General features: G+C 67.3%; 11 protein-coding genes and 1 pseudogene. 7 read left to right on the top strand and 5 right to left on the bottom strand.

Annotated elements, in window-relative coordinates; translation table 11 throughout:
• Positions 1 to 35: 35 nt before the first annotated feature.
• A complete protein-coding gene (locus ACFVKT_RS17795) occupies positions 36 to 1,526 on the bottom strand; it encodes an amino acid permease (RefSeq protein WP_385732408.1) in 1,491 nt (496 codons plus the stop codon).
• Between the two features lie 219 nt (positions 1,527 to 1,745).
• Between ACFVKT_RS17795 and ACFVKT_RS17790 the strand changes: the two genes are divergently transcribed.
• Both ACFVKT_RS17790 and ACFVKT_RS17785 read left to right on the top strand, forming a co-directional pair.
• Entirely contained in the window at positions 1,746 to 2,231 is a 486-nt protein-coding gene (locus ACFVKT_RS17790) for a ribose-5-phosphate isomerase (protein ID WP_385732406.1), read from the top strand.
• A 265-nt stretch (positions 2,232 to 2,496) separates the two neighbouring features.
• Positions 2,497 to 3,306 carry an Fpg/Nei family DNA glycosylase gene (locus ACFVKT_RS17785; RefSeq protein WP_385732404.1) on the top strand — a complete coding sequence of 270 codons (810 nt, stop codon included), beginning with the start codon at positions 2,497 to 2,499 and terminating at the stop codon, positions 3,304 to 3,306.
• Positions 3,307 to 3,358: 52 nt separating this feature from the next.
• Here ACFVKT_RS17785 and ACFVKT_RS17780 read toward each other — a convergent pair whose 3' ends face one another.
• Positions 3,359 to 4,588 (bottom strand): GNAT family N-acetyltransferase, encoded by a 1,230-nt coding sequence (locus ACFVKT_RS17780; RefSeq protein WP_385732402.1) that lies wholly within the window; start codon positions 4,586 to 4,588, stop codon positions 3,359 to 3,361.
• 230 nt (positions 4,589 to 4,818) lie between these two features.
• Between ACFVKT_RS17780 and ACFVKT_RS17775 the strand changes: the two genes are divergently transcribed.
• Positions 4,819 to 6,003, top strand: a complete 1,185-nt coding sequence (locus tag ACFVKT_RS17775) for a PP2C family protein-serine/threonine phosphatase (RefSeq protein WP_385732400.1) — start codon at positions 4,819 to 4,821, stop codon at positions 6,001 to 6,003.
• A 200-nt stretch (positions 6,004 to 6,203) separates the two neighbouring features.
• On the top strand, positions 6,204 to 6,656 hold the full coding sequence (locus tag ACFVKT_RS17770) for an HD domain-containing protein (protein WP_385732398.1): 453 nt from the start codon (positions 6,204 to 6,206) through the stop codon (positions 6,654 to 6,656).
• A 43-nt stretch (positions 6,657 to 6,699) separates the two neighbouring features.
• Here the strand turns inward: ACFVKT_RS17770 and ACFVKT_RS17765 are convergent, their stop codons facing one another.
• Entirely contained in the window at positions 6,700 to 7,890 is a 1,191-nt protein-coding gene (locus ACFVKT_RS17765) for an acyltransferase family protein (RefSeq protein ID WP_385732397.1), read from the bottom strand.
• Between the two features lie 613 nt (positions 7,891 to 8,503).
• Here ACFVKT_RS17765 and ACFVKT_RS17760 point away from each other — a divergent pair.
• The gene (locus tag ACFVKT_RS17760) at positions 8,504 to 8,698 is read left to right on the top strand and encodes a hypothetical protein (RefSeq protein WP_055611884.1); all 195 of its coding nucleotides are present in this window, start codon (positions 8,504 to 8,506) and stop codon (positions 8,696 to 8,698) included.
• A gap of 321 nt (positions 8,699 to 9,019) precedes the next feature.
• On the opposite strand, the gene ACFVKT_RS17755 is transcribed toward ACFVKT_RS17760, so the two are convergent.
• Entirely contained in the window at positions 9,020 to 9,652 is a 633-nt protein-coding gene (locus ACFVKT_RS17755) for a hypothetical protein (protein WP_385732394.1), read from the bottom strand.
• A 697-nt stretch (positions 9,653 to 10,349) separates the two neighbouring features.
• Here ACFVKT_RS17755 and ACFVKT_RS17750 point away from each other — a divergent pair.
• Both ACFVKT_RS17750 and ACFVKT_RS17745 read left to right on the top strand, forming a co-directional pair.
• Positions 10,350 to 10,649, top strand: a pseudogene (locus ACFVKT_RS17750) (UTRA domain-containing protein); the annotation flags it as partial.
• A complete protein-coding gene (locus ACFVKT_RS17745) occupies positions 10,646 to 11,272 on the top strand; it encodes a YdcF family protein (protein ID WP_385732392.1) in 627 nt (208 codons plus the stop codon). The pseudogene ACFVKT_RS17750 and the gene ACFVKT_RS17745, both read left to right, overlap by 4 nt.
• 10 nt (positions 11,273 to 11,282) lie before the next feature.
• Here ACFVKT_RS17745 and ACFVKT_RS17740 read toward each other — a convergent pair whose 3' ends face one another.
• On the bottom strand, positions 11,283 to 12,242 hold the full coding sequence (locus ACFVKT_RS17740) for an IS481 family transposase (RefSeq protein WP_385732390.1): 960 nt from the start codon (positions 12,240 to 12,242) through the stop codon (positions 11,283 to 11,285).
• Positions 12,243 to 12,364 lie beyond the last annotated feature (122 nt).

The following is a 12,364-nucleotide window of genomic DNA, read 5'->3' as shown; positions in this document are numbered from 1 at the left end:
GCCCCTCCCAACTGTCCTCGGGAGAGCCGGCCGGCTCAGCCGACCTTCACCGGAGCGTCGTCATGCGGCTCGTCGGCGACGCGGTGCACGGCCGGCGCACCGGCTCCCCGCTTCTGCCGGATCACGGCGATCACGAGCACCACTGCCGCGACGAGCAGGGACAGCAGGACCGTCTCCCGGCCGTCGTGTTCCGTGTCGGTCAGCATGTATCCGAGCACGAAGACGATCAGCGCGGCCGTCGCCCAGGTCAGATACGGGTACAGCCACATCTTCACGACCAGCTTCTCCGGCGACTCGCGCTGGATGATCTTCCGCATCCGAAGCTGCGAGAAGCAGATGACGAGCCACACGAACAGGGCGACCGCACCGGAGGAGTTGACCAGGAAGAGGAAGACCGAGTCCGGGAACTTGTAGTTGAAGAAGACGGCCACGAAGCCGAAGGTGACGGAGACGATGATCGCGGCCAGCGGCACACCGCGGGAGGTGGTCCTGGCGAACGCCTTCGGCGCGTCCCTCCGCTGCCCGAGCGAGAACGCCATCCGGGAGGCCGTGTAGAGCCCGGAGTTGAGGCAGGAGAGTACGGAGGTCAGCACGATGAAGTTCATGATCTGACCGGCGTGCGCGATGCCGAGGGAGTCGAGGGCGGCGACGTAGGAGCCCTGCTCCTTGATCGACGGGTCGTTCCACGGCAGCAGGGCCACGACCACGAAGATCGAGCCGAGGTAGAAGACGCCGACGCGCCAGATGATGCTGTTGGTGGACTTGGTGACGGCGCGCTGCGGGTCCTCGGACTCACCGGCGGCGAGAGTCGCGATCTCACTGCCCATGAAGGAGAAGACGACCAGCAGCACACCGGTGAGGATCGCGCCGGGTCCGTTGGGCAGGAAGCCGCCGTGGTCGGTGAGGTTCGCGAGTCCGGCCTTCTCGGCGTCGACACCCGGCAGCAGGCCGAAGACGGCGAGCCCGCCGACCACGACGAACGCGCTGATCGCCACGACCTTGATCCCGGCGAACCAGAACTCGAACTCTCCGTACGACCCCACGGACACGAGGTTCGTCGCGGTGAGGACGATCATCACGATGAGCGCCCACCCCCACTGGGGAACGGCGGGAATCCATCCTTCGAGGATCTTGGCCCCGGCGGTGGCCTCGACGGCCAGCACGACCACCCAGAAGAACCAGTACAGCCAGCCGATCGAGAACCCGGCCCAGCGCCCGAGCGCGCGGTCGGCGTGCGCCGAGAAGGAGCCGGACGTCGGGTTCGCGGCGGACATCTCACCGAGCATCCGCATGACAAGGACGACGAGCGTCCCCACCAAGGCGTACGAGAGGAGGATGCCGGGTCCGGCGGTGGCGATACCGGAGCTGGAGCCCACGAAGAGCCCGGCTCCGATGACACCGCCGATGGCGATCATCGAGAGATGACGGTTCTTGAGCCCGGCCTGAAGGCCACCACCGGGTTCTCCCGTTGGGCCGGGGTCTCCGGGGCCGCTTGCGGCCTTCGTGGGGGTCGGCTGCGAGGTCATATGAGGGGGATTCCTTTTCGCCGGGTGAGCAGATCGCCCGTACGAGCGGTGCAAGTGGGGCGTACGAGCCGGTCCAGTGAATCGGAGGCAAAGGAATTCTTGAACCTTTGAATCCAGATCGTTACTTGAGGTTTCCTTGAGGTTCTATGGTGCAGCTCACAGTTTTCATCGACGACACCCGGCGAGGCCGATCCGAAACCGCCGTGTCACACTCGGACCATGCGCGTGTATCTCGGCTCCGATCATGCCGGTCTCGAACTGAAGACCCACCTCGTCGAGTGGCTCAAGGCCGCCGGCCACGAGCCCGTCGACTGCGGGCCCCTCATCTACGACGCCCAGGACGACTACCCGCCTTTCTGCCTCCGCGCCGCGACGCGGACGGCGGCGGACCCCGGCTCCCTCGGCATCGTGATCGGCGGCTCCGGCAACGGCGAGCAGATCGCCGCGAACAAGGTCGCCGGCGTGCGTGCCGCCCTCGCCTGGAGCGAGGAGACCGCCGCCCTGGGCCGCGAGCACAACAACGCCAACGTCGTGGCCGTCGGCGCCCGCATGCACTCCCAGGAAGAGGCGACAAAGTTCGTCGAGACCTTCCTCACCACCCCCTTCTCCGGCGAAGAACGCCACGTCCGCCGCATCAACATGCTCACGACCTACGAAACAACAGGCGACCTCCCCCCGATCCCGCCCCACCACCCGCAGGCCTGATCTTTCGGCGCCGGGCAGGGGTTTTCAGCCCGTCCGGCGTACGAGGACGAGGCGGTGCCATCCCGATCCCCCACCCACCCATAGGGTCGGCACTCTTCAGCTCCGGCCGGGATAGATCTTTCAGCCCGTCCGGCGTTTGAGGACGAGCGCGTTCAGCGCGACAGCAGGGGTCTGGGGGCGGCAGCCCCCAGGAAGCAAGGGACGGGCAAGGGCGGAGGGGGCGAAAACCCATCCCCCCGCCAGAGCGCACACGCAGGAGGCCCCCGTGCCCGAAGGGCACACGATCCACCGCCTGGCCGAGGACTACGAGGCCAGGTTCGCCGGCGGAACCACCCAAGTCACCAGCCCACAGGGCAAGTTCGCAGACGCCGCAGCCCTCCTGGACGGCACCGGGTTCGAGAACGCCGACGCCCACGGCAAACACCTCTTCCTGCGCTTCAGGTCCGAGGACTGGATCCACATCCACCTCGGCCTCTTCGGCAAGGTCACCTTCGGCGACGCCCCCGCACCCCCGCCCACGGACACCGTCCGCCTCCGCCTCGCCAACCCCACCGCGTACGTCGACCTCCGCGGCCCCACCACCTGCGCCCTGATCACGGACGACGAGAAGCAGGCGATACACGACCGCCTCGGCCCGGACCCCCTCCGCCCCGACGCCGACCCGTCGACGGCGTACCACCGAATCGCCCGCAGCCGTACGACGATCGCCGCACTCCTCATGGACCAGAAAATCATCGCGGGCGTCGGCAACGTCTACCGCGCCGAAGTCCTTTTCCGGCACGGCATCGACCCGTACCGGCCGGGCAAGGACATCACGTGCGCCGAGTGGGACGCGATCTGGGCCGACCTCGTGGACCTCATGCGCGAGGGCGTCCGCAACAACCGCATCGACACGGTCCGCCCGGAACACACTCCCGAGGCCATGGCCCGCCCGCCCCGCGTGGACGACCACGGCGGCGAGGTGTACGTGTACCGCAGGGCTCATCTGCCCTGCCACATCTGTGGCGGCGAGATCCGCACCGCCGATCTCGCCGCCCGCAACCTCTTCTGGTGCCCGCGCTGTCAGCAGAGCTAGGCCGGCAGACTTAGGGCCGGCAGACCCAGGGCCGGCAGACCCAGGACCCGTCCTAGAACCCGTGCGGCAGCCAAGGCGCGACAGTCGAGGAGAACGCCACCGAGGCCTCGGCCAGCGCCCCCTGCCGCAACTCCCGCACCCGCCCCGCCGCCCCGAGCGAGGCCAGCGACACCCCACCCAGATACGCCGCCCCCAACTCCCGTACGGACAGGGCGAGATCGGCCGGATCCTCCGTACGCACGCAGGACGCGCCCTTCGCGTCACCCGAGAGCCGCCAACGCCCCTCGTTCCAGGGGCAGAACGCGTCCTCGACCTCGAACACCAGGTCCACCGGCGTCTGGTAGGTCCGCGCCTCGAGCGCGGCGCCGACCTCGACGAGCCGTAGGTGCAGCGCGTCCTTCAGCTTCAGGTTGCAGCGGCGGATGTCGGACACCAGATACTGCCAGTCCTCGTCGACGGGCCGGCCGCGGGTATGGAGCGAGGACGCCAGGTCGAGATCGAAGAGGAACCGCCACAGCGCCGCCCGCGCCGCGAGGTCGAGACCCTCCAGGTCCTCCAGCCGCACCACATCGTCGTGCCCGGAATGGCCGTATTCGGACTTTACGCGGAACCGGGCATAGCCGACGACCTCGTCGTCCCGCTCGGCGACCACGCACTGCAGAGGCGACGCGCCATGCCGGTGTTCCTCCGGGTCGAGCACCTGGATGCGCTCCCAGCCGGGCTGCCGCGCCAGCATGCCTGGACGCCCCGGCACCAGCCGCGCGTACACCGCCTCGCACGCGTCGAGCACGTCGGCCGGTGCCGCGTACCGCAGACGTACGTCGTCGGTGCCGGGCGGAACGGACAGTCGTACGCGGCTGGTGTCGATCTCGGCGTTGAGCTGCTCCGTCGCGATGCCGTAGCCGAACCGGCCGTAGATCGCCGGCTCCGAGGCGGTCAGCACCGCGAGGGGTTCGCCCCAGCCGCGGATGTCGTCCAGCTGGCGCCGCATCATGGACCGCAGCAGCCCGCGCCGCCGGTGGGTGGCCGCCACGCTCACCATGGTGATGCCCGCGGCCGGTACGGAGGCGCCACCCGGCACCGTGACCCGGAAGCTGAACGCGCCCGCGGTGCCCACCACCTGGTCACCGTCCCAGATCCCGATGGAACGGTCGTACTCTGTGAGCGCGTTGTCCAGTGCGCGTTCCTCGGACGGCTCCGGCACTCCGCCGAAGGCGCGGACCAGGTTGTCGTACCACGCGTCCCACTCGGTCTGCCGAAGTACCCGCACGTCAGTCGTCATAGACCATGCCTACCAGGGCAATGCGGTACGAGCGAGGGAATTTCCTCCCACCGCGCGGACGCCTTGTGCGGGGCCCTGTGTGACGTCTTCCATGAGGTCTTCCGTGACGTCCGCCTGGACGTTCACTGGACGTCTTCTGTGGATTTCTCTGTGAAGTTGAGCGCTCGGACGGGGGACAAGTGGGACCTCCCGTGCCAAGCACCTGGTCCGATGGATAAGGTCCCGAACTAATGGCAGCAGGACGAGAGCGGCGCGCTGAAGCCGATACGTTCACGGCCCGGTTGAAGAAGCAGGTACACCGGGTCCGCACCGGCCTGCGCAGATCCGCCGTGGACTACTTCCGGGGTGACGGTTCCGACTGGATCGCGCTCGCCGGTCTGCTGCTGACGATTCCGGTGATCGCGGCCACCACGATGGTCAACTCCGTGTGGTGCTCACCCGCGGCCCTGGTCCTCCCGATCGTGGCGGGCGGCCTGCTGCTGCGCCCCGCCAGCCTGCTGGGCCTGTACGCGGCGGCAGCCACCGCCCTGATAGTGGAGTCCGTGCAGCTCGGCCCGTACACGGAGGGTCCCTCCCGCGTCACGCCGGGTGTGGTCCTGGTCGTCGCGGCCTGTGGCTTCTTCGGTCTGCTGATCGCCCAGTTCCGCAGCCGGGTGGGCGTCCCGTGGCGACGCGGCGGCACCATGCTCTTCGACCTGCGCGAACGGATCCGGGTGCAGAGCAAGCTGCCGCAGCTGCCGCTGGGCTGGCACCGGGAGATGGCGCTTCGGCCGGCCGGCGGGCAGTCGTTCTCAGGCGACTTCGTGGTGGCGGCCCGTACGAACGGCGGCCGGACCATGGAGGTCGTCCTGACCGACGTCTCGGGCAAGGGCATGGACGCCGGCTCGCGCGCACTGCTCCTGTCCGGAGCCTTCGGCGGCCTGCTCGGCTCCCTCCCCCCGCACGCCTTCCTCCCCGCCGCGAACGGCTATCTCCTCCGCCAGGACTGGGACGAGGGCTTCGCCACGTCGATCCACCTCGTCCTCGACCTGGACTCGGGCGACTACGAACTCTTCTCCGCCGGACACCCGCCCGGTCTCCAGCTCAGCGCGGGCAACGGCCGCTGGGAGGAGAAGGCCGCCGAAGGCCCGCTCCTCGGGGTGTACGACGGTGCCCAGTTCGACCCCGTCAAGGGCTCCCTGCGCCCCGGCGACGTCCTGATGCTCTTCACCGACGGCCTCGTCGAAACCTCCGAGCGCGACATCGTGGAGGGCATCGACCGCCTCACCGGCGAAGCCGACCGCTACGTCGCCGGCGGCTTCCACGGAGCCGCCTGGCACCTCATCGAAGCGGTGGCCAAGGACGTGAACGACGACAGGGCTCTACTCCTGATCTGCCGCGAGGGCGGAACGACGGCGGCCGCGGCGATCATCTGAAGCCCCTTCACTCCGGCCCAGTCTGGAGGTTTTCAGCCCGTCCGGCGTTTGAGGACGAGGCCGTTCAGGCCGACAGCCGGGGTCTGGGGGCGGCAGCCCCCAGGAAGCAAGGGACGGGTAGGGGCGGCGGGGGCGAAAACCAGGCGCGACGACCACACCGTCCGCCCCCACGCCACGCCACATGGGGCGACACTGTTCCCGTGACGCGAACTCTCCTGACCCTGGCTGAAGTCGAAGCCCTCGCCCGTGAGGCGCACGCCGCCCAGACCGACAAGGCGGGCCGCCCCTACGCCGAGCACCTCCAGGCCGTGGCGGAGGGCGTCCGCGAACGCGGCGGCGACGACGAGCAGATAGCGGCAGCCTGGCTGCACGACGCGGTCGAGGACGACGCGCTCTCGGAGGAGTGGCTGACCGAGGCCGCGCTCACGAACCGCACGAAGGCCATCGTGCTGGCGCTCACCAAGCGGGACGGCGAGCCCCCGGAGTCGTACGCGAAACGTATCCGCACGACCCCGGGCGCCCTCCTGGTCAAGGCCTCGGACCTGGCGCACAACGCCGACCCGGCCCGGCTCGCGGTCCTCGACGAACACACCAGAGCCCGCCTGACGAAGAAGTACGGCTCGATGCGCGCGCTACTGGGCCTCGCTCCCTGAGCGCGGAAATGGCCGTAGCCCTCGGGGAAGTCCCGCTGAGGGGTTACGCCTTGCCCACGCCGGCCCGCTCACGCGCAAGTTCCGCAGCATCCCGCTTGAACGCCCACCCCATACCGGGCTCCATCGCGAAGCGGAAGACGCGCCGGACGGGCGGCGTGCACAGCAGCGTGACGCCCACGGCCGCGAGGAGCGTCACCAAGGCCTGCCCGAGCGGCCCGTGCAGCCAGTCATGGTCGAACCAGCCCCAGTAGTCACCGCCCTTGACCAGGAAACCGTGCAGCAGGTAGCCGTACAGCGTGCCCGCGCCGAGCGCCGTGAACCAGACCTTGCGACGCGGCACCCAGGAGAAGAAGCACGCGGTGAGCAGCAGCGAGCAGCCGAAGAGGGCGAGCGTCATGACAGGACCGGCCCACCACGGCGACCCCAACTGCTGTGCGCTGTCACGGTGGTAGAACCAGGCCGTGTTCATCCGCGGCACCGCCCAGTAGCCCACGACCAGCGCGGCCGCCAAGACCGGCACCGACAGGATCCGGACCTCGCGGCGGCGCACCAGCTGGAAGTACTCCGGCTTCATGTACAGGCCCAGGACGAAGAACGGCAGGAACTGCAGCACGCGCTGGAGGTCCAGATCGTCACCGATCTCCGGTGACACGCTCGCGAGCATGGCGATGACGACGGCGAGCGGGAGCGGCCACCGCACCAGCTTCCACAGCGGTGTCGTCAGCCGCCAGACGAACAGCGCGGCCAGGAACCAGGTGAGGTACAGGGGGTCGAGCAGGCTGATCGCCTGACCGGGATCGTGGTCGGCCCAGCGCGCGAAGAGGGAGTAGGCCAATTCGAAGACGATGTACGGCACGGCGACACCGGTCACCAGCCGCTTGAGCCGGTCGGCGCGCATGTCGAAACTGCGGGAGAAGTAGCCGGAGATGAGGATGAAGGCCGGCATGTGGAAGGCGTACACGACCGTGTACAGCGCTTCGAGACCACGGCTCTGGCCCTTCACAGGCTCCCACGCGTGGCCCACGGCCACGAGCACGATCGCCAGGTACTTGGCGTTGTCGAAGAACGCGTCGCGCTGCTTGGCGGGCCTGGTGGACGAGGCACCCGGGCCGACGGCACCGATGGCCGCCTTCGCGCTCTTGGACGAGCGGGGGCCCGGAACTCCCCGCGCAGGCTGCTGCGACGGGGCGAGTGGGGATCCATGGGGGCCTTGCGGTCGTAGCGAGTTCGTCACAGTTCCTCCGGCCGAAAATCCGGGGAGACGTCTCGTGACCTCGCTGCGCATACGGGGGACGTGGCGGCGTGGAACATCTGAGGCACCCTAGCGTTTTCCATACGTCCTCGTAAAACCGTCGATGGCATTCCTGGCTATTGCCTGCGAGTACCCGGGAATCGAGGAGGGCCGCTGTCTCGTTCGCCAGTGTTCCCGTATACCGAGTCGCTTACCGCATACGGCCGTTCTGTCCGCATTCATCCCGACTAAATGGTGCATAAGGTACGCGGCGGACTCCGGAGGTATGTCCGGTTAGTCAGTCTTTATCAGCTTCTCTGTGTCACCTTCGATGCTCCTGTGACAACAATTCGAATTGCCTGCGAACAGGGTGTGTGGACATGGCAACGATCGCCGTTAATTTCCCGTGAGGACGTACCTTCGAATTGCAGTGCGCAGCACCGCAGTTCACCCGGCCGGAGGGGCAACGGCGGTGTGGGGCTCATGTGGCCGTAGCCGACGATGCGTCACCCGCGGCATACGGGAGCCGGGTTGGTGGCACGATGGTTCTGGCGGGGGTGTGCGGGGCTGCACCCCCGGGCCGGGAGAGCGGACCGACCGTAGGGTGTGATCAGTTGTGGCCATTTCGCTGTCAGTGGTGCTGCTGTTGGGGATCGTCCTGGTGGTGTTGATACGGGGTGGATCGATCAAGGGAGGGCCGGCGGTGGTAGCCGTGCTCTTCGGCTTCTTCCTCGCCTCCACAGGCATGGCGGACGACATCCAACGGTTCCTGAACTCGGTTGCGGAGACCATCAACTCGATCCAGTTCTGAGCGCACTGCCGCGCCCGGCGAGAGCGCCCCGCGACGAACGTCGGGCCGCGGAGGCTCCGCCATGCCTGGATGTCACAGGGCCCGAACGGGATGCAGGCACAACGCCTGAGAACGCACTTGGGGCCCGATTCCGTGGAACCAGGCCCCAAGTGACTGCGCAGAGCGGGCGACGGGAATCGAACCCGCGTAGCTAGTTTGGAAGATCGCGTATGCGGATCCGGGCTGAGCTGGCGAGACGCTGACCTGCGTGTTCTCGGACCGTTCGCCGAGACTCTGCTCCCCGTTGGCCGCTTCCCCATCGGGCACGCAGGGGGCACGTCGTTACTCGTAGAACCGCGCTGCGCTCAGGGCCCGAGCTATGAACGTCCAGTCACCGTCGGCCGGTAGCTCTTGGCCGTGGTTCGCGTACCACCCCGGGGCGTCGCCCACCCACGCTTCCAGAGCCTCCAGGGAGCTGTCCAGCGTCCGGTTCTCCCACTGGTCGCCGCTCGCCTCGAAGTCCTGCCGAAGACGCCTTAGAAAGCCGCTCAGAGCTTCACGGTTGGCAAGACGCTCGTTGGGTTCCAGCGGCAGGACTGCGTGCTCGTCGCCCCAGTCGTTGAGCTTGAGCCTGACCTGGCAGTTGTGGTCGGCGTGCGCGACTACATGCCCACTGATCATGAAGCCCAGCGGCGGAGGGACGGTTCCAGGCGGTGTGCCGAAGATCTCTGCCAAGCCCAGTGCATCGTTGACACCGTCAATCTGTACGAAGACGCCGAAGGGCTGTCGACCGATGACCTTGCCACTCACGGTGGCGCCGACGGGCAGGGCGGCCTTCGTTGCTGGCCACGCACGTCGTATGTCCTCCGGCCTCGGATCACCGACACCCTTCGGCCACGTGTACCCCGTCATGCGCCACATCCCCCGGCGATCGTGAACTTGAACCTCTGGCCTCATCCTTATCAGGTCGATCATGGGGGTGCAGCAACGTCCGTCAACGAGTGCTGCCCCTGGATCGATCGTCCCCTGAGGTCCAGTGCTGACCGCCGCCGTTCGCGCTTGTTGGTGTCAACCGCTGGTGTCAACCGCTCCATACGGTCTTGACAAGCGTTGGCGCCGAGCGGGCGCCTCTAACCGCCGCTTGAACGATCGCCGGAGAAGGCGTTCCAAAGGCCCAGACGTTGGAGGCGGCGCTGTCTGTAACGCTCTCCCAAGGCCGTCAACCCGAAGACAGCCCCCAGAGCTGCGCCCAAGCCTCCCGAAATCAACACCTCGCCCAATGATCCATGGTCCCCGAGCGCGACCGCCGTGCCGAAGACCGCGATCGGTACTGCGGTGCATAGGCCGATACCGAGCGGATGGCGAGCGGAGAACCGCTGGGATCGAGTCGGTGGCTGCTGTCCGCCGAGCATCCGATCTATGGACCAGAAGGCACGCTTGAGCTTGTCTTGAAAGGCGAGCACAGGCCGGAGTCTACGATCTCCCTTCACCCACCACTCTCCCCAGCTCCCATCCCGTCCGCCGTCGACCCACACACCGTGGAGCGGGTGTGGTTCACGGCGTCCAGGTGGAGCGCGCCACTGTACGAACGACCTGGACGCCATGGGCCGCGTCTGCTCGGCTCTGCCTGGGGCGACGGTGGACGGGATGGGAGCACCCCGCGCACGCCACTACGGACCCGACGCCTGGACCGGCCGGCCGAGGCGGTGGATTTCGCGTGCTGTAGGACGCGGGTTACGAGATCGATCACATGAAGGAGGAACTCTTTGCCCGTGCCGCCACAACGGATGAGGTGAAGCTCCTCCAACTGCCCGCTGGCGAACCGGTCGTCGAGCTGCATAGGACGACCGATACGGCCTTTGGCACAGTCGTTGAATTCGCCATCGGGGTGCACGCGGCATCGCGCTTCGCCTGGGCGTACGACTTCAAGGTGCCGGATTCGGCAAGGGACGAGGAAGGGCAGCAAAAGTGATCTCGACGCAGGATTGGGCGGATGCCCGGCGCGTGTGGGACTACCACCAGATGGGCCACTACCCCCGGCCCTGCTCGGTCGCCATCGGACTCGGCAGTCATGACCTCGGGGTTGCCGATACGGCAGTGGACCTCTACAAGCGCGACATGGCACCACTGCTGCTGTTCACCGGAGCCACCAGCCCCACGACTCGGGACCGCATGCCCCGCGGGGAAGCTGTCCACTACCGGGAACGGGCACTCGAACTTGGTGTACCCAGTTCGGCCGTGCTCGTGGAGCCGCGTGCCCGCAACACCGGGGAGAACATCCGCTTCTCGCGCGACTTGCTGAGGGAAGCCAGCGTTGATGTCTCCTCCGTCCTGCTGATCAGCAAGCCGTATGAGGAGCGCCGGGCGTACGCCACCACACGCAAGCTCTGGCCCGAAGTCGAGATCGTCAGCGCTTCTACGCCGATGACGCTCGACGACTACGTCGACTCCATCGGAGACGCGCGTCTCGTGATCGACATGCTCGTGGGTGCGCTACAGCGTCTGATGGTCTACCCGGAGCAGGGATTCATGATCCGCCAGCGCGTACCGGCCGACGTGATCGAGGCGTATGAGCGCCTCCGCCTGTGCAACTGACGATCACCGATTACGCCTGGGCCGTGGTCTTCTGCTTGAGGCGTTCGTAGGGGGTCTGGCCGCCGAGGCCGCCGTGCGGGCGATGGTAGTTGTAGTAGTCCTCCCACTCGCGCAGCTTGTCGTTGAAGACCTCGGCGTCGTCGATGATGACGCCGTCGAGGAGTCGGTAGAACTCCTCGGCGTCGATGCGGTGGGAGCGTTCGACCTTGCCGTTCAGGCGAGGTGTTCGCGGCTTGATGTAGGCGTGGGCGATGCCCTTGTCGAGCGCGTGCCAGTGGAAGGCGGACTGGAACTCGGCGCCGTTGTCGGTCTGGATGACCTCGACCTGGAACGGCAGGCGTTGGACGACGTAGTCGAGGAACTGGATCGCGGTGGCCTGGTTCAGCGTCGGATAGATCCGCAGCACGCGCAGCCTGGTGCAGTCGTCGATCGCGGTGAACTGGAAGTACTTGTTGCGCCCGCCGCGGCGCCCCTGCGGCATCGATGCGAGGGGCTCGATGAACTTCACGTCGATCTGGACGCGGTGGCCGGGTAGTTGCTTCTCGTACCGCTTCCATCTGCGGTCGTGGCGCTTGTAACGCTGGGAGGCCGGCAGGCGGCCCATGTCCAGCCGGTTGAGGATCCGCCAGACGCCGGACTTGCTGATGGTGACGTCGTGGTACCGCTTGAGGTACATGGCGATCTTCTCGGGGCCGAAGTGGTAGTTCTGCCGCAGATAGATGATCTTCCCGACGATCTCGACGTGCGTCGCGTTGGGACTGTGCTTGGGAGCCTTGGAGCGGGTGCGCAGGCCCTCGACGCCCTCGGCCTGGTGGCGCCGGTACCAGGTGTAGTACGCCTGCCTGCTGATCCCGAAGTACCGGCAGGACATTGCGACGTTGCCGCTGACTTCTTCGACGTGGCGTATGACCGCCAGGCGCCGCTTGGTCTCACGGTCAAGCGGCGGGGTGGTGGGGATGGTCTTCGACATGTGGATCTCCGTAGTGATCAGAGACCCAGGTGTCAACGATGATCGGCAGTTTTATAGCATGACGCGGGCCGGAGCTGTTACAGGTTTCTCTACCTCATCAAGCCCCGGCTGCGCTCCGCTCC

This window comes from Streptomyces sp. NPDC127595 (assembly GCF_042671685.1).
Taxonomy (GTDB): Bacteria; Actinomycetota; Actinomycetes; order Streptomycetales; family Streptomycetaceae; genus Streptomyces.
The sequence above is the reverse complement of the archived record's forward strand: the minus strand, read 5'-3'. Positions and strand labels throughout refer to the sequence as shown.

Bases quoted from the DNA above. Each gene is read 5' to 3' on its own strand.
- ACFVKT_RS17775 (WP_385732400.1), top strand. From the start codon at position 4,819: ATGGCAGCAGGACGAGAGCGGCGCGCTGAAGCCGATACGTTCACGGCC.
- ACFVKT_RS17755 (WP_385732394.1), bottom strand. From the start codon at position 9,652: ATGATCGACCTGATAAGGATGAGGCCAGAGGTTCAAGTTCACGATCGC.
- ACFVKT_RS17790 (WP_385732406.1), top strand. From the start codon at position 1,746: ATGCGCGTGTATCTCGGCTCCGATCATGCCGGTCTCGAACTGAAGACC.
- ACFVKT_RS17795 (WP_385732408.1), bottom strand. From the start codon at position 1,526: ATGACCTCGCAGCCGACCCCCACGAAGGCCGCAAGCGGCCCCGGAGAC.
- ACFVKT_RS17740 (WP_385732390.1), bottom strand. From the start codon at position 12,242: ATGTCGAAGACCATCCCCACCACCCCGCCGCTTGACCGTGAGACCAAG.
- ACFVKT_RS17780 (WP_385732402.1), bottom strand. From the start codon at position 4,588: ATGACGACTGACGTGCGGGTACTTCGGCAGACCGAGTGGGACGCGTGG.